The organism is Ferdinandcohnia sp. SAFN-114, from assembly GCF_059415045.1.
The window spans coordinates 23,292-40,382 of the sequence record NZ_JBPFDQ010000008.1 but is presented as its reverse complement, the minus strand read 5'-3'; the positions used below and the strand labels follow the sequence as shown (position 1 = coordinate 40,382).

14 protein-coding genes and 1 pseudogene are annotated in these 17,091 nt (G+C 33.9%); 13 read left to right on the top strand and 2 right to left on the bottom strand.

From position 1 onward, the window contains the following. Positions 1-848: 848 nt before the first annotated feature. From ACR65M_RS04155 to ACR65M_RS04135, 5 genes are all read left to right on the top strand, one after another. Positions 849-1,490 carry a hypothetical protein gene (locus ACR65M_RS04155; protein WP_440272624.1) on the top strand — a complete coding sequence of 214 codons (642 nt, stop codon included), beginning with the start codon at positions 849-851 and terminating at the stop codon, positions 1,488-1,490. A 649-nt stretch (positions 1,491-2,139) separates the two neighbouring features. Further along, positions 2,140-3,171, top strand: coding sequence for a CBASS cGAMP-activated phospholipase (locus ACR65M_RS04150; RefSeq protein ID WP_440272623.1), 1,032 nt, complete (start codon positions 2,140-2,142; stop codon positions 3,169-3,171). Beyond that, positions 3,158-4,138 carry a cyclic GMP-AMP synthase DncV-like nucleotidyltransferase gene (locus ACR65M_RS04145; RefSeq protein ID WP_440272622.1) on the top strand — a complete coding sequence of 327 codons (981 nt, stop codon included), beginning with the start codon at positions 3,158-3,160 and terminating at the stop codon, positions 4,136-4,138. Before ACR65M_RS04150 ends, ACR65M_RS04145 begins: the two co-directional genes overlap by 14 nt. Positions 4,139-4,175: 37 nt before the next feature. Then, positions 4,176-5,909 carry a ThiF family adenylyltransferase gene (locus tag ACR65M_RS04140; protein ID WP_440272621.1) on the top strand — a complete coding sequence of 578 codons (1,734 nt, stop codon included), beginning with the start codon at positions 4,176-4,178 and terminating at the stop codon, positions 5,907-5,909. Then, positions 5,899-6,744, top strand: coding sequence for a ribosomal-processing cysteine protease Prp (locus ACR65M_RS04135; protein ID WP_440272620.1), 846 nt, complete (start codon positions 5,899-5,901; stop codon positions 6,742-6,744). The genes ACR65M_RS04140 and ACR65M_RS04135 overlap by 11 nt, the downstream gene beginning before the upstream one ends. 457 nt (positions 6,745-7,201) lie before the next feature. On the opposite strand, the gene ACR65M_RS04130 is transcribed toward ACR65M_RS04135, so the two are convergent. Then, positions 7,202-7,651, bottom strand: a complete 450-nt coding sequence (locus ACR65M_RS04130; protein WP_440272619.1) for a TetR-like C-terminal domain-containing protein — start codon at positions 7,649-7,651, stop codon at positions 7,202-7,204. A 443-nt stretch (positions 7,652-8,094) separates the two neighbouring features. Here ACR65M_RS04130 and ACR65M_RS04125 point away from each other — a divergent pair, with 443 nt between their 5' ends. The 6 genes and pseudogenes from ACR65M_RS04125 (at position 8,095) to ACR65M_RS04100 (ending at position 13,733) form a co-directional block, all read left to right on the top strand. Further along, positions 8,095-8,961 carry a hypothetical protein gene (locus tag ACR65M_RS04125; protein ID WP_440272618.1) on the top strand — a complete coding sequence of 289 codons (867 nt, stop codon included), beginning with the start codon at positions 8,095-8,097 and terminating at the stop codon, positions 8,959-8,961. Positions 8,962-9,434: 473 nt separating this feature from the next. Then, positions 9,435-10,352 carry an alpha/beta fold hydrolase gene (locus ACR65M_RS04120; RefSeq protein ID WP_440272617.1) on the top strand — a complete coding sequence of 306 codons (918 nt, stop codon included), beginning with the start codon at positions 9,435-9,437 and terminating at the stop codon, positions 10,350-10,352. Between the two features lie 406 nt (positions 10,353-10,758). Next, the gene (locus tag ACR65M_RS04115; RefSeq protein WP_440272616.1) at positions 10,759-12,189 is read left to right on the top strand and encodes a sensor histidine kinase; all 1,431 of its coding nucleotides are present in this window, start codon (positions 10,759-10,761) and stop codon (positions 12,187-12,189) included. Beyond that, positions 12,182-12,871 (top strand): annotated as a pseudogene (locus ACR65M_RS04110) (response regulator transcription factor). Before ACR65M_RS04115 ends, ACR65M_RS04110 begins: the two are co-directional and overlap by 8 nt. 149 nt (positions 12,872-13,020) lie before the next feature. Then, entirely contained in the window at positions 13,021-13,524 is a 504-nt protein-coding gene (locus tag ACR65M_RS04105) for a hypothetical protein (RefSeq protein WP_440272615.1), read from the top strand. A 2-nt stretch (positions 13,525-13,526) separates the two neighbouring features. Then, positions 13,527-13,733, top strand: coding sequence for an SHOCT domain-containing protein (locus tag ACR65M_RS04100; RefSeq protein WP_440272614.1), 207 nt, complete (start codon positions 13,527-13,529; stop codon positions 13,731-13,733). Between the two features lie 152 nt (positions 13,734-13,885). Here the strand turns inward: ACR65M_RS04100 and ACR65M_RS04095 are convergent, their stop codons facing one another. After that, complete coding sequence (locus tag ACR65M_RS04095; RefSeq protein ID WP_440272613.1) at positions 13,886-14,479, bottom strand: TetR/AcrR family transcriptional regulator; 594 nt, start codon at positions 14,477-14,479, stop codon at positions 13,886-13,888. A 168-nt stretch (positions 14,480-14,647) separates the two neighbouring features. On the opposite strand from ACR65M_RS04095, the gene ACR65M_RS04090 reads away from it, so the two are divergent. Both ACR65M_RS04090 and ACR65M_RS04085 read left to right on the top strand, forming a co-directional pair. Next, positions 14,648-15,601: a zinc-binding dehydrogenase gene (locus tag ACR65M_RS04090; RefSeq protein ID WP_440272612.1), complete on the top strand. Its 954-nt coding sequence runs from the start codon at positions 14,648-14,650 to the stop codon at positions 15,599-15,601. Between the two features lie 707 nt (positions 15,602-16,308). Beyond that, positions 16,309-17,085, top strand: a complete 777-nt coding sequence (locus ACR65M_RS04085) for an SRPBCC domain-containing protein (RefSeq protein ID WP_440272611.1) — start codon at positions 16,309-16,311, stop codon at positions 17,083-17,085. The last annotated feature ends 6 nt before the right edge of the window (positions 17,086-17,091 follow it).

Below are 17,091 nucleotides of genomic sequence, written 5' to 3'. Positions count from 1 at the left end.
TAGTCAGTGATATTAGAGTAAAGATATATAGATTTACAATTACTGGAGTGGGGCTTGTAATTGATCCTGCTGCAGAGATCACAAATAGAAGAACAATTAAAGGGCAGCCCCTCATCGTACTAAAGAGTTAGCACACTAGGGTTCAGGCCCTACTCCTAATTTGATCTGGCATTACTGCTTGTACCTATTTTAGATAAATTGGTTACTGAAAGAGAACTAAACCTTGAAGTATTATTTGAAAGAATACTATCTTGGCCTTTGTTACATGAAAAGAATAAAAGGTTTATTGAGCTAGGACTAGGGAGATTTTTGGAAGAGGACTATGTAAGTCAATTCATATTTTAGTACCAAATTTTGAGTCAACTATGAGAAGAATGTTTTCATCAATCGGATTTGCAAGAACTCAATTAAGAAAGGTAACAATCAACAAGAAGAAACATTCAATGAATTTCTGAACAGAGAAGATGTTAAAAATGCTTTAGGTAAAAATTTACATCAATATATCTATATGATAATTGTTAATCAAAGTGGCCTCAATTTAAGAAATAGAATTGCCATGGATTAATTTCATTTGAAGAATGTAATAAATATATCAATGTATTAATTGTTTATTTATTTTTACTCTTAACAAATTTCAAACCAATAGTATCTGAAGATAATGAGTAAGTTTACTCTTTTTTTAAAACCTTATGAAGTATGTGAGAAGAGCCTTTATTTTGGGCTCTTTTTTTGATTGGGGAATAAATTTTGGGAAATATGATACATTTTTCACTCTACTCAAAGAAAATTTAGTAAAATCTTTATGTGCTCAATCTGCTAGATGCAGAAGAAAATAGGAGGGGTTGTGTATGGATTATTTTTTCGTCTTAGGTCTTAAAATTGGTTTCATTGTGGGGATTGCTGCTTTGGTGTTAGGGATATTTTTCACAGCAATGTTTAAATCGTGGAAAAAAGAAAAGCCCGCCACAAAAGTTATTACAGGATTTTTAATTATTTGGTTCTTATCTTTAATTATTTTGGTTTTCTTATTTGGAAACGAAGAAATTCTAAATCCTACTATGAAAGAATGGACAAAAATTATAACTATTTCATCAACTGCAGTTGGTCTTATCGGTTTAATCGTTAAGTCATTCCATAAAGAAGCTAAATCATTATCTTTTGGTTGGTTTCTCTTTATTATCCTGCTATTAATCGGTACTAGCGCAATTTTAGACAAAGTATATGGAGGGTTTGTTTACTTCCAAAATACGATGAGTGATATTTATACACTTATTACAGCAACATTTATCTTTTCTACTCCATATCTCAGTTACTTGATTGAGAAACGAATGGATGAAAAGAAAAAAAACTGGAAGCGATTGAAAATTAATAGTTTGACTGAAGAGAATGATAACCTAAAGAAAGAGAAAAAGGATTTGAAAAAAGAGATTAAAGACCTAAAGATAGAACTGGGAAAACTTAATAGTAACTCAGGAAACACAACAAAATAAGTAACATTAAAGCGCAGGGGCTTATCCATGCGCTTTTTTGCTTTGTTTATTCCTAAATACCTCCTAATTATTTACAAACAAAATAATAATAGAATAGATATGAGCTGAAATAGATGTTTATCAGCCCTATGTTGCTTCAGAATTTTGAACGGAGTTTTGGTATTTTTCTTCTATTTAATATTAGTTTTTGTATTTAGACTTTTTGTCCGACAATTTGCATTTCGTTTAATTTTATATAACAATTTGTATATTATTTTAGGCTAATTTCAACCCTTTAGAAATTGAACTACACGTTCTTGGAATCTAGCAATTCTCGGATTGACCATATTGTAATTGAATTCTTTATTGTTGAGACAGACTGTTAAAGGGGCATGTTTTAAATTTTTTGTAATAATAAAGAAATTTACAATATGGGTCTTAAATACTTTATTTCATAGGTTTTATTTCTTCTAGATTTAATATTTTATCTAGTAATATATATCTAAAAAAAGAGAAAGTATGTTCTTGTTTTTTGTAGATTTTTGTCAAACTTATGGTACAATGGTATTACAAAATATTACAACTATTTCGAAATAGAAAGTATTAATAGCAAAAAATCTTTTGAAAACGTACCTAAATTCAATAATTGAATGGGAGGGCTAGGCAGAACATGAGTGAAAATGAATCATTTAAAATTTTATCTATCGACGGAGGTGGAATAAAAGGATTATATTCTGCAGTTATTTTGGCAGATTTCGAGGATAAGTATGGAAAATTAAGTAATTACTTTGATTTGATTTGTGGAACATCTACTGGTGGAATTATTGCGTTAGCACTATCTGCAGGTATTCCAGCTAAAGATATTGTTGACCTATATGAAAAAAATGGTCCACTTATCTTTCCATTTATGAATAAATATAATCGAAAGTTTCACAAAGTTAAGCAAATTTTTCTTACTTCAAAATATAGTGATAAAAATTTGAAAAATTCCCTTATTAACGTATTTGGCGATATGAGAATAAAAGATTGTATAACAAATGTATTAATTCCTACCTCGAATATAACTAAAGGCACTCCATGTATAATAAAAACTGATCATAATCATGAATTGGGAAGGGATAGCAATCATTTATTAGTTGACGTTGCATTAGCAACTGCTGCAGCACCTACATATTTCCCTATTCAAGAAATCCCAACGATGGGGGATTGTAATGACCAGTTTGCGGATGGGGGATTATATGCAAATAATCCGTCACTACATGGCATACAAGAAGCGTACCGTTATTTTATTGGCAAGGAAAACAATAAGTATAAAAAATTTAGTCTATTATCTGTTTCAACGCTTCATCGGAATTTTTCGTTTCAAAAACCACTTAATATATATAGACGATCATTTATTTTATGGAATGCAAACTTAATTTCTTTAATGATGGATTTACAATCAATTTCAACTCACTATCATATTGAATACTTAAACAAGTCCCTTAAGGGTGATTATCTAAGAATTGAGAGTGAGGATCTTACTGAAATAGAAAGCAAGTTGATTGACTTGGATAATGCCTCTCCAGAATCTATAAAAATATTAATTGAAAAAGGTCACGAAGCAAGCGAAAAGTGGATTAATGAGCCTCTTTTAAAAGGCTTTTTTGAGAATGAGTTTGAAAATATCACGTTAAGGGGTGAGCCTGTTGGCACAATGTAATGACTTGTTTATTGAATTTGATAGGAAAATTAAATTAAAACCAGAAAAGAAGAAGTCTTTGCGAAAATCAAGAAATGCACTTAGAGTTAAGATTCAAAATCATTTTGAAAATAATTTAAAGGTCACTAAACCTAAGTTTTGGGGACAAGGTTCCTATATGATGAACACTACAATTGAACCAATAGAAGGCGAATATGATATTGATGACGGAGTTTATTTAGTTCATTTGTCTAGCAAAGAAGAAGAAGAATGGCCAGCAGCAAGTACTGTACATAATTGGATATTAAAAGCCGTTGATGGACATACAAGTACAACACCTGTTAATAAAAATACTTGTGTACGTGTTATTTATAAAGACGATTACCATATTGATTTTCCGATTTATATTAAAGGAGATAATGCGGATCATCCTAAATTGGCTCATAAAACCAAGGGATGGATTGATAGTGATCCCAAAGCATTAACAAATTGGTTTAATACGGAAGTAACTAGTAAAGGTGATCAACTAAAACGAATTGTACGGTACTTTAAAGCCTGGAAAGATTATAAAAAAGGCGACGACAAATTTCCGAGTGGAATGGTATTTACAATACTTGCAGCAAATTATTTTGTTGAAGGTTATGAAGAAGACGATGATTCTGCACTTATTGCAATTGCGAAAGAAATTTATGATAACCTAAGCGATTCCTTCAGTCTTAATCGACCTGTTTTCCCAGAGGAGGATTTGTTAGATGACTGGTCAGATACCGCAAAAACCAACTTTTTAAGTAAATTGTCAACACTTATTTCAAATGGACAAAAGGCGCTTGAAAAAGATAAATTAAGTGATGCCGCCGATATCTGGATTAAAATATTTGGAGATAGATTTCCTAAGTCTAATCCACCAGAAGAAGAAAGAGTGAACAAAGGATATGCTTTACAAACATCGACACCTGCAATTTTAGGTAACCATGGACGCTCCTCTTAATTTAAAAGAAATTTATTCTAAAATTAGAACCGAATCAGTGGATTATCTGGAACAAACTTATGGAGCAATTTTAGTTGAAACAGAAAATCCCATTAGGTATCCTGTCACTATAAAAATATCAATATTAGTTGAGGGATACCTTATTAATCTTTTGATGAGTCTTCCATTTAATTTTCCTGATTCGTTTCCCAAAGTTAAATTAGACGACCAAAGCTTTCAAAAGTTAAATCCTTTGCCTCACTTAGATATTTTTAAGACACTTTGTGTTTTCGATGATGTAATTGCAAGTCCAAACCCTGACAATCCACTTGGTGTCTTAGACGCAACTATTGAAAAATCTAGAGAAATACTGTTAAAAGGTATTTTGAAACAAAACTTAGATGATTACACTGATGAATTTGAAACCTATTGGATGGAAGAAAGTAAGGGGGTCTACATATCTATTGTAGAACCCTCTGATATTCCCAAAGAAGTCTTTTTAGTCCCATTTAAGTATGGGAATTGGTTGGAAAAGGGAATATTCTCTGACCAAAAAAGTGAAGCAATCAAGTGGATACAAAATTTAGGCGGTTCTTTTAACGAAGAAGAAATAATCCATGTCCTGTATATGCCTATTTTTGAGCCTATAGGGTTTCCATTCCCTAAAGATAACAAAGATATTATTCGATTACTAAAAAGTAATAAAAGTAATTTAAAGAATTATTTCCATTTCCTTTCAAAACATAAAAGACCTACAAAAATACTGTTTTCATTGCATTTGAAAAATGAATACACATGGGGTGTCTGGGAACACCTAAAACCCTTTAAAAGAGTAGTTTCTAATTATAAAGGAAGAAAGATAATACAAACAGGACTTAATGGATTTCGGAGCACCATTCAAAATGGATGGCTAGAGTTAATAAAGGAATTCCCTATGATGGAAATACAAAAGTATTCCGTAAAAGATGTTAGAGCAGCACGGTTAAAAAGTCGTGGTGGGGATGGAAAGATTGGTAACATTGGAAGGAAAGTTGCTGTAATAGGATGTGGAGCAGTAGGCAGCCATATTGCGCAAAGTCTAATGGATATCGGAATACAGGATTTACTCTTGATTGATCCTGACATTCTAAGTTTTGAGAACATTAACAGACACCTATGTGGTGCAAATCAAGTAGGACAAAAGAAAACTGAGGCAGTTAAAAATAATCTGAAAAGACACTATCCAACAAGTCATATTCATGTATATAGTGATGATATATTATCATTGTTACAGACTTATCCCTGTTCATTAGATTCCTATGATTTTATCATTGTTGCAATCAGTAATATGCCTACAGAGTTAAGGTTAGATGAATTACAAAATAAGAATATAATTAACAAGCCAATACTAAACATTTGGGTGGAGCCGTATTTAGCTGGTGGACACGCAATATGGAATGAACCAAATAGTCATACAATATTAAAGACGCTATTTAAGGACGGAATTTATAAATATCAAGTATTAAAGAATGGAAATCTATATTCAAAAAAAGAACTTGGGTGTAACACATCGTTTGTACCTTATGGAGTATTAGAACTGAAAAAGTTTATTATTGAAGTCATGATGTTTATCCAACAGCAATTAGATAAAGACATTATAAGTAGCAAGGCTTTTACTTGGTTAGGAAACTTAACAGAACAAAAGAAAAATAATCGACTATTATCACCTAAATGGGTAGGTGCATCCGATTTTTCAGTTAGGTTAAATAATTTAGAAAATTACCAAGAAAGTGTTGATTTAAGTGATATATAAATTTTGCGACAGCCATGTTGATGTTGTCTTTTCAGAAAAAGTTGTTAAAGTTTTTCAATCCTATAAGCAAATAGAAAAGAATCAACATGAATCAGGAGGAATCCTCTTAGGTAAAATCTATAAAGATTTAATTTTAATTGATACTATTTCGGAGCCTTCAGAGGAAGATAAGTCAGGGCGCTATTACTTTTATAGGAATGTTCAAAAGGCTCAAAGAATAATAGAAGATGCTTGGGATAAATCCAAAGGAGAAAGAATTTACTTAGGTGAATGGCATACACATCCAGAAGATATACCTACACCTTCAAGTGATGATAAGAAGTTATTAAGTTGTATGTTGAAGGACTCAACAATGGAAATAGACTTTCTATTGATGACAATTATAGGTATTAAGAATTCATATGTAGCAATTCAACGGAAGGGGCAAAAAGAAATTCAGCGACTTAGAAGAATTAAAGCAACGGATGGATTAGAAATTACACTTTATGAAAATCAACAAGGGAAAATCAATGGTTTTAAAGTAGGTGGATATTTGCAGTTTGCAAAATTAGGATATGATATTTATAACGCGGTATTTTCCCAGATTTTTTTTGGAACAATCAATTCTATAGTTGCTTTAACCGGAATATCCGATTATATACTAGAAAAAGAAAAGGCTTTTATTAGGTTCGTAATCCCCAGTATTAATGAGAATGAAGAGAAAGCTTTTATCCTTTTTGACTCAATGAAGATTCAGATTGAAATGGTTATGGAAGAAATGCAAGGGAAGAATCTTGATAATAGGTTGAATATTAGAATTGATAACGCGACATATAAAGAATATAACAAAAGGTAGGAAGAATTCTTTGAATTCCTGCCTTACTTCTTGGCTTCTAAGAAATGTATTTACCGGGGCACTTGATTAGATCCTAGCTTTTTTGTAAGATTCTAATCCTATTTTAACAGCATTGAGGAAACCCAATGCTGTTATTTGGCCTCTCAAATTACTACGTGAACAGTATAAATAACAAGTATGGTATATCAAATTACGTAATTTATTTTGGGTAAACACTACTACATCAATTATGTCTGCGATCACCACTCAAGCCACGTCGAGTGCATAACTTAAATCATAAGATCTGTGTACCCATAAATAACATCTGCCAGTTAAAAATAAAGTCTTGTCATGTAGACCCTGATTTTAGTTTACAAAACTAAAGCCCAATCCAAACAAGGATTGGGCTTATTGCTGATCAACTATGCGTGGAACTATTTGTGAAACAAGAATTTTCGGGTCGTCACTGTGACGTTTCCTAACTGTCAATCTCTTTTATAACAAACCCTCTTGCAAAGGTATTTAAAATACGTATGAGACGATCTGTCATTTCACCGGGTGTCACATCAAAATCCTGCGCAATCCAGTCTGTAATTAACCCCGCCGTACCATATGCCATATAACGCTTTTGGTGGTAATCATCAACAGAAGGCACATCGTATAGAATATCAAATTTATTCTTCAATAAATTAAATATCGCTTCAGGTAGCTGCTGGTGAATGTGTGGCAAGGTGTCTTCTAAAAGTAATAATGTAAAGTAATCACGGTGATCGTAAATATAATATAACAAGTCGAAGGAGTTTGTTGTTAACTCTTCTACTTTTACCCGACTATCGCTTTGGTATTTAGACGTGCTGTAATACTGAATGGCTTCAAACATTTCCTCCATTAACTCTTCGACAAGATCATCTATGTTTTGATAATACACATAATAGGTTGTCCGATTAATTGCGCATGGTCAACGATGTCCTTCACCGTAACAGCACTAAATCCCTTTTAAATAAAGGGCCTGCCCCCAGCGTACTAAAGTGTTAGCGCACTGGGGGTTAGGTCATTGGCCTTGGTGGAGTCACGACTAGTAACTAGGAGATTAAATTATGTTTGAAGTATTCAAATGCCGAAGTGTAGATATGCCCAATCAAATTTAACGGGTGACATAACAATATTATACGGGTGAAGATCAAAATCAGCAATTTACTCTTGAAGTATAGTAATGGTGACAATTAAAGGAACTGACCTCAGTGTGTGAATCGGATACTTAGGGGAAGTTCCTTTTATTTTTTTAGAAATCTTCCACAAAAACTCTCATAACGGATGCCCTCTTTTGACCACCGCCTCTCTATAACAATGGTGAAAGGGTGGTGCATTCGTATGAATTTAAAATCCGGGACAATTGATAAATTTGAGGATTATTCGAATTTTAGTGATTTACAAGAGTTCAATAGACATATAGAGAAGTGGATGCTTCAATACAAGGATGATTTTTCAAAAGGGCAGCTTGTTGGATTAAAACGGATTGTGCGTTATTCTGCAAAAATTCCTGGGGTTTGCAATGCAAAGATTGGTACGATATTGAAGTCCATAAATGAGGAATACAATGGAAATGGCATATCTCGTTCTACATTTAAACGGATGATTCAAAAAGCTGTGGCTTTAGGTATTTTTACAGTTTATGAAACCGAGCGGAAGAACGGCTCACAATCTAGCAATCTTTATGTGTTTAATCGTTACCCTAAAATGACTTCAACCCATCATGAACCACCTAAAAAGGAAATCTTGAACCACCATAATGAAACTAGTAATCCTTTTAAAACTAAACAAAATATAAAAGAACGTAAGGACGTACCTTTAGATTTCACATTTACTAGTGATCTAGTTCCTGTATCCTTTGTGAATGCAGTAAAACCATTTTTTCCTGAAGCAAAAATAATCGAGGAGTATTGGAAAATGGCAACCATTGCAGCTAGTAAAAACAATCGTGACGGGGATTGTGTAGATATGATTGAGCTTTCGATTAAAGCCTTCAAACAAATGATTGTCAAGTTAAAGAGACATAATGTTCATAATCCATTTGCCTATTTTTATGGGATATTAATCCGAAAATTAGAAGAGTTATATTATCAGGAACTGGAAGAATCAGAGGAATATTTCGCGGATAGCATAAGCAAGCAGCGAAAAGAAGCATCCAAAAAATCTGAGCTATTTTTGTTGCTTCAGGAAGTATTACCGCTTGCTTAGTCGACAAAAAGGTTAAATTTTTGGTGTTGGTACTTAGTTATAATACAGCCCAATCAAACAAAGATAGGATTTATTGTCTATAACCTATTCGTGAAACTATTTGTGGAATTAATGGGCATGCCCCCCGTCGTACTAAAACGTTAGCGCAGTGGGGGTCATGCCCTGCTTTTTGAGTTTTTGTAAAAACACTATTTCTATTTTAATTAAAGAAACTCACTACGCATCACACCTGATATGAAGTGTTCTTTGCTAAATAATTGTATGAGTAAAAGTTCCACAGAAAGTTATAAATCCTGGAAAACTCGAGTTTAAAAAACTGGAATACGGCATTTAGATTTAACAATACTCTCTGCTACTTTAATTATAATACAGTAAAAAAATATATTATAGACTATTTATTTAAAAGCATACTCGTATAATATACTTACAGCAGATTACTGTTTTATTAATACTAGTACAGGGAGGATATAATCATGGATAAAAATAATGTTCAAATTCATGGTGAAGAAAGTGTTCAAAATGTTGGACCATCGAAAATAAAAATGGTTTATCAGCGTTTTGGTAATCCTGCTTTATCACCTGTCTTTCTGATTATGGGTGCTGGTGCACAAATGATTAACTGGCCTGAAGGATTTTGCATAGAACTGGCTGGTCACGATCTGCATCCAATTCGTTTCGATAATAGAGATGCTGGACTTACAACTCACTTTTCAGATGCTCCTGTACCAGATTTTCCAGCGATACTATCAGGTGATTTCTCTACAGTAACTTATTCTCTTTCTGACATGGCAGCAGACACGATAGGTCTCATGGATGCGCTTGGTTATGATAGTGTGCACTTGGTAGGTGCATCAATGGGTGGAATGATAGCTCAAACAATAGCTATAGAGTATCCTCATAGGGTTCGGTCATTGACCTCTATAATGTCAACTACTGGGGATCATTCAGTTGGACAGCCCGACTATTCCGTGTTTGCAAATCTGGGTTCGCCACCTTATGATGACCGTCAAGCCTATATTGAGTGGCAAATTCAATCACGTAAAGCTATTGGTTCTCCCAAGTACCCTTTAGATGAAAAATTAACTGCTCAAATCGCAAGTCTTGCCTGGGATCGGGATCATGATCCACTAGGCATGATGCGACAAGCTGTTGCAGTAATAAAATCCGGTGATAGAACAGAACAACTGCGTTCTATAAAGATACCAACTCTAGTTATCCACGGTGAAAATGATAAAATGATTAATATAAGTGGAGGACGTGCCGTTGCGGCCGCTATTCCAGGTGCTGAACTTGCTACATTTGAAGGCATGGGTCATGATCTCCCAAAGCCTTTATGGTCAGTGTTTACAAAGAAGATTGCAAATCTGATACATAGAGCAGAGTCCTCGTGATATATTAAACGATACACAAGCATTTACAGCCATTTAACAACGAGTTGTATTGATGGTGTTGGCATGGTACCAATAGGTTTTGTGGTTTTTAACTAAATATTAAAGTGTGTTTGATCTTTCCCCGGACGAAAAGTTCGGGGATTTTTTGACCCCTGGGGTCTTACTTTTACGAGGAATAATCGATAGAAGGTAATGATTGAAGTTCAACTTATCTAATGAAAATTTGATACCCAAAAAACCAGGTGTTTTTGTCTTTGGAACAGTCACTAGACATGATAATGATAGATAAATACACACCTAGATACTATGAGTTTAGAAAAATTTTATATTTCGTTTAGAATATGTTCTTTATTATTTTTTACAATAAGGTTATAGAGTTAAGTACCTTATTTAGAAGGAGTTTACTATGTCTATTCGTAAACAGTTTATGTTATCTCATGCTGCAATGATTTTGACACCTATTGTTATCATTATACTCATTATGCTCTTGTTAAAAGTAGTGTTGGTTGGCAATACAGATTGGAACTTTGGGCAACAAGGCTATGATCAACAAGATGAGAGTGTTGAGATATTTCAACGTTTAATCAAAACAGCATCACTAAATCAAGAGAAACTAATGGATACCGAATATTTAAATGCACTTTTGAATCACTCAGATGACAATCTTATTGTGCGTAAAAGTAATGAACTATTGTATACATCAAAAGAAATGGATAAGAATAAGCTACCAGCCTTTGGTTCTGTTTCTAACAAATTTAACCCAAAAGGGATATGGATAAATGAAGAACATTATTCTGTTATGCAATATGATTTTTACTTTAAAGATGGTACGGAAGGTTCTATTTTTCTTTTAAATCAAGCATCTTCTTTTGCTAAAAATGCGAGAGTTTTTTTCCCAGTGCTATTTCTTACACTTATTTTCACGCTGATTCTAACTAATTTATTATTATCGTATTTCATGTCACGAAATATTTTGCGCCCAATAAAAAAATTATCAGCTGCTGCAGAAAACATTCGTAATGGAAATTTTGATTTCGAAATGGAGCCAAACGGTAAAAATGAACTGAATAAACTTATTCAAACATTTGATACGATGCGTGCTCAATTGAAAGAGACATTTGAACTGCGGGAAAAGTATGAGACCAATCGTAAGGAATTAATCGCCAATATTTCACATGATTTAAAAACACCAATTACGTCGATCTTAGGGTATGTGGAAGGACTTGAAAAAGGCATCGCGAAAACACCTGAAAAGGAAAAACAATATCTTGAAACGATTCATTCAAAGGCTTCGTATATGAATCAATTAATTGAGGAACTCGCTCTATTCTCTAAGTTAGATGTAAATAGAGAGCCATTTCATTTTGAATCAGTTAACATTCATAAATTTGTAAGTGATTATTTAGAGGAGATGGAAGACGATTTACATGACAAACACATTCAATGGACATTAAATGATGAAAACATGAATGTATATGTTCTTATAGATAGAAATAAATTAATTCGAGTTTTGGAAAATATTATCTATAATAGTGTGAAGTACATGAATAATGTCGCTGGTCAAATTAATATTTCCCTGACCAATCAAGAAAAAAACGTACTTATCACCATTAGTGACAATGGCCTGGGTGTGCCTGAAGAGGAGCTTTCAGCTATATTTTCTCGTTTCTACCGTGTTGATTCTTCTAGAAGTCAAGGTGGTAGTGGTCTAGGACTAGCTATAGCAAAACAAATTATTGAAGCACATGGTGGTACCATTTGGGCAGAAAACAATCCAACAGGTGGACTAATAGTACACTTTACATTGAAAAAGTCAGAGGATGATAGGAATGAGTAAATCAATTTTAATTATTGAAGATGACCAGAGTATTGCAGAAATAGAAAAGGACTTTTTGGAAATAGATGGATTTCAGGTTGAAATAGCAAATGAGGGTGAAATAGGCTTGGAATTAGCACTAAGTAATCAATATGACCTTATTCTACTTGATCTTATGCTCCCCAATCTAGATGGTTTCCAAATCTGCAAAAGGATACGCCAAGAAAAGGACATTCCGATTTTGATGGTCACTGCAAAATACGAGGATCATGATAAAGTACGTGGTTTTGGATTAGGTGCGAATGATTATATTGTTAAGCCTTTTAGCCCAACCGAATTAGTAGCTAGAGTAAGGGCCCATCTTGCAATGTATGATTGACTAATTCAAAAAGAAAAACCAAAAGGGGAAATAGCGATACGCGGTCTTCATATTCATCTTCTCTCTAGACAAGTTTACTTACATGGACAAGAAATAGAAATGACCAATAAGGAATTTGATTTACTTGCTTTTCTGGCGTCTCATCCAAATCAAGTATTCTCTAAAGAACAATTATTTGAAGGAATTTGGGGACTAGATTCAATGGGAGATACTGCAACCGTTACCGTTCATATAAAACGGATACGTAAAAAGATTGAAAAGGATCCGACGAACTTTCAATATATCCAAACTGTATGGGGATCGGGATACAGGTTTAATGGATAAGTACTTAACCACCACTCATTTAATACAAATGGGTGGTGGTTTTTGCATTTTCTCCATTGTTTATTGATGGTTTATAAAAAGTTTATATCTGTGTAAGAGCCTGTTTATTTATACCTGATATAGTGAAACTAAGGTAAGGAGGTGACATATTGAAGTTAACAAAAACAGCTAGAAAATGGATATTAATCCCTCATATCCTGTTTTCCGCAATAATGGTAGGCAATATGGCTACATTTGTAATTTTAAATATAACCGTCCTAACAACATCTGATTCTTTTCTGATAACAAGCTGTTATAAGGTTATGAACATCCTTTCTGATACTTCAATCAAAGCCTCTACTATCGGGGCAACAGTAACCGGAATTATTCTTTCTGTGGGCACCCATTATGGCTTATTCAAATATTGGTGGATTATTGTAAAGGAAATTTTAACTGTACTGCTCATTGGAATAAACCTCTGGGGGATGTATTCTTGGACACTAGAAGCTTTAGAAAATATGGTTGAGGGAGGGCTAGAAACGCAATCCACTTTAGCCAATCTCGATTTATGGACAGGTATAGTTTTACAAATTATTACGTTAGTTTTTCTATTTGTCATTTCAAAATTCAAACCATGGGGAAATCGTAAAAATTACAATAAAAGGAGTAGGTAGTTATGCATTTTTTTGGTTTTATTATCTTTAAATTATTATTTATTGCCCTCATCATTACAGTTTTTGTTATATTTATGCGTAAAAGAAGATCTTTTCAATACGGTGCTACAGATCCAATCACTATTCTAGAAACTCGATTTGTTCACGGTGAAATCACGAGTGAGGAGTTTAAAAGAATTAAAGAAGAATTAATACAAAGTCGGAAATAAAGAACCAATTATTAAAAACGGTATCGAAAAAAGTAGAAAAACCATCCCCTAGTTGTTCGGGCGATGGTTTTTTTATAATGTCCTCATTAAGAATACATTTAACTATAATTACCTATTTACGCAACATTAGAAATATATATTTCTAAAGTTATTTAAGTGTCGATTTCTTTTATAACAAACCCTCTTGCAAAGGTATTTAAAATACGTATAAGACGATCTGTCATTTCACCGGGTGTCACATCAAAATCCTGCGCAATCCAGTCTGTAATTAACCCCGCCGTACCATATGCCATATAACGCTTTTGGTGGTAATCATCAACAGAAGACACATCGTAAAGAATATCAAATTTATTTTTCAATAAATTAAAGATTGCTTCAGGCAGTTGCTGGTGAATGTGTGGCAAGGTATCTTCTAAAAGTAATAATGTAAAGTAATCACGGTGATCGTAGATATAATACAACAAGTCGAAGGAGTTTGTTGTTAGCTCTTCTACTTTAACCCGACTATCGCTTTGGTATTTAGACATGCTGTAATACTGAATGGCTTCAAACATTTCATCCATTAACTCTTCGACAAGATCATCTATGTTTTGATAATACACATAATAGGTTGTTCGATTATATTGCGCATGATCAACGATGTCCTTCACCGTAACAGCACTAAATCCCTTTTTATGTACCATTTCAATAAATGCCTTTTTTAAGAAATTTTTTGTCCGCATCGCTTGGTTGGAATTAGATTTCATCATATTCCTCTCCTATTAGACAGATTTGATGAAAGTGTTGGTTTCCTCAACATTATAGCAAATATTAAGGATGGTTTATAGCAAGAGAAACCTAGTAAACTATATATGTAGCAAGAATTATTAGGGGAATTACAAAAAATAAGATTTGAACAATTTGGAGGAGATAGTATGAGAGGTTGGCTATTTTCAGGAACAAATAAACCACTAGAATTGATTGAAAAAGAAGATCCGAAAGCGATTCCAGGTCATGTTGTGATAGACGTGAAAGCTGCTGGTCTATGCCATTCAGACGTTGCAGCACTACAAGATCCAGGTTGGATGCCGCTTTTCCCAAATGGTCCTGTTATTATGGGGCATGAGTTTGCTGGGGTTGTTATTGAAGTGGGTGAAGGTGTTGAAGGTTTTAAAGTTGGAGACCGTGTTGGGGCTAACCCAATGAATAGAGAAACAAAAGTAACTGCTGGGTATAACTATGACGGTGGGTATGCAGAAAAAGTACTTGTTCCTGCAGAGCAATGCGTAATTATTCCTGAAGGCGTTTCCTTTGTAGAAGGAGCAGCTTCAACAGATGCAGGGATCACAGCTTATCGTGCTCTTTTCAGTATTGGACAAGCTAAAGAAGGTACAAAATTAGGAATCATCGGAATCGGTGGTCTTGGTCAATTTGCTTTACAAATGGCATTGATTAAAGGTTGCGAAGTGTACGCTACAGATGTATCTCCAGAAGCTCGAAAGCTTGCTGAAGAACTAGGAGCTACTAAAGTCTACGATACTATTCTAGATATGAAAGAAGCAGAATGTGATGTTATTGTTGACTTTGCTGGTTTTGGACAAACAACTTCTGACGCACTGGAAGCTGTAAGACCAAAAGGAACAGTTGTTATTGTTGGTATGGGTAAATTAGAATCTACTATCAATACGTACCTAATGATTACAAAAGAAATTAAGCTATTAGGAAGCAATGGTGGATCAGTAGAAGACTTAAAAGGTGTATATGATTGCTTTGCTACTGGAAAAATGAGTCCAGCTCTTATCACAATCCCGTTTGAAGAAGTCGACAAAGGGATTGAAAAACTCAAAAATCATGAGGTAAAAGGGCGCTTAGTAGCTGTATTTGAATAAGTGTAAGTTATCTCTATAAAGGTAGAGGTTGGGATAAAACAATCTTCTATAATGAAAAAGCCTGTGAAATTTTGTCGTTAAATTTCACAGGCTTTTATATTTTAGAAAAGTATCGTAATAGCAAACAAAACAAAAAATGGAGAAAGCTAAATTTAAGTTAACTTTTTCTCCAACCCATTTTAATTAAGCTAGTTATGTCCCAGCCTGTTTTTATTGTTAAATCTGATATCTTCTAGGGAGGAGTATGTATTGGTTTCATTATAGTGTTATTGATGACATCTGTTTTATTTTAAGGATCTTTTTTAAAGATTGTTACATTTTGTTAATACATTGAAAACCATGATGATTGGAGCGTAAGGTGGCGACTCCAGCGGGAAAAGCGTGAGACTTGAGACCCCGCAGGAGCAGCAGCGACGAGGAGGCTCAAGCCACGCCCGCGGAAAGCGTCCACCTGAAGCGGAAGTCAACGATATAAAAAACAACAAAGATTACGAAAACAGCCTATTTTAAAAATAGGTTATTTAAACTGATGTCTCTACGGACTATTTATGTAATTTTCAAACAAGAGGACAAACTATGCTTTGTTCTATTATTTTTTTATAGGTAACCTTGACCAGGGATGATCGACATGTTACCATTAGGTCACATTAATATGTTACCTTTTTGTCACATGTGAAATAAATTTATAGAAAGAAAGGATCGATGTAATGAGTGAAGAACTATCAACCATATTCAAAGCATTGGGACATCCGATCCGAAGGAAAATTCTCGATCTTTTAAAGGTATCTCCAAAAACTACGGGAGAACTAGATGACCACTTTCCTGAAGTCACTAGATATGCCATTATGAAACATTTAAAGATATTAGAGGAAGGGAATTTGGTAGTAGTACGACGTGAAGGAAAATATAAAAGGAACTTTCTTAATACTGTTCCTCTTCAAGAAATGCATAACCGCTGGGTTGAAAAATACATGGAATCTACTGCTAACTCGCTATTAAATTTACGGACGGCAGTACAAGAAAAAGGAGGAAATGGAAGAATGGAAACCTCAAAGGATTTTCGTATTGAACAGGAGTTATTTATTAATGCACCTCGAGAAAAGGTATTTACTGCATTAACTGAAAATGTAGAAGATTGGTGGGAATTTCGTTTAGCTCCAAAGGGTGTAACTTCCCACTTTACATTAAATCCTGTCCCAGGTGGACAATTTATTGAAAAATGGGGTGAAAACGAAGGTGCGATTTGGGGGAACGTGTATTATGTAAATGCTCCAGAAGAAATTCGATTACATGGACATCTCGGTATGCAAGGTGCGGTAAATAGTGCTTATACGTATCGTCTGCTTGAGAAAGAGGGAGGAACCTTGCTTCAATTATCCCATACAGCTTCTGGTGTCATTCATGAGAATTGGGAACATGATCACACTAAAGGATGGGAATACCTACTTGGCACATTACTAAAAAAATACGTTGAAGCTAAGTAATGTTAG

Bases quoted from the DNA above. Each gene is read 5' to 3' on its own strand.
- ACR65M_RS04155 (WP_440272624.1), top strand. From the start codon at position 849: ATGGATTATTTTTTCGTCTTAGGTCTTAAAATTGGTTTCATTGTGGGG.
- ACR65M_RS04150 (WP_440272623.1), top strand. From the start codon at position 2,140: ATGAGTGAAAATGAATCATTTAAAATTTTATCTATCGACGGAGGTGGA.
- ACR65M_RS04125 (WP_440272618.1), top strand. From the start codon at position 8,095: ATGAATTTAAAATCCGGGACAATTGATAAATTTGAGGATTATTCGAAT.
- ACR65M_RS04120 (WP_440272617.1), top strand. From the start codon at position 9,435: ATGGATAAAAATAATGTTCAAATTCATGGTGAAGAAAGTGTTCAAAAT.
- ACR65M_RS04115 (WP_440272616.1), top strand. From the start codon at position 10,759: ATGTCTATTCGTAAACAGTTTATGTTATCTCATGCTGCAATGATTTTG.
- ACR65M_RS04100 (WP_440272614.1), top strand. From the start codon at position 13,527: ATGCATTTTTTTGGTTTTATTATCTTTAAATTATTATTTATTGCCCTC.
- ACR65M_RS04095 (WP_440272613.1), bottom strand. From the start codon at position 14,479: ATGAAATCTAATTCCAACCAAGCGATGCGGACAAAAAATTTCTTAAAA.
- ACR65M_RS04090 (WP_440272612.1), top strand. From the start codon at position 14,648: ATGAGAGGTTGGCTATTTTCAGGAACAAATAAACCACTAGAATTGATT.
- ACR65M_RS04085 (WP_440272611.1), top strand. From the start codon at position 16,309: ATGAGTGAAGAACTATCAACCATATTCAAAGCATTGGGACATCCGATC.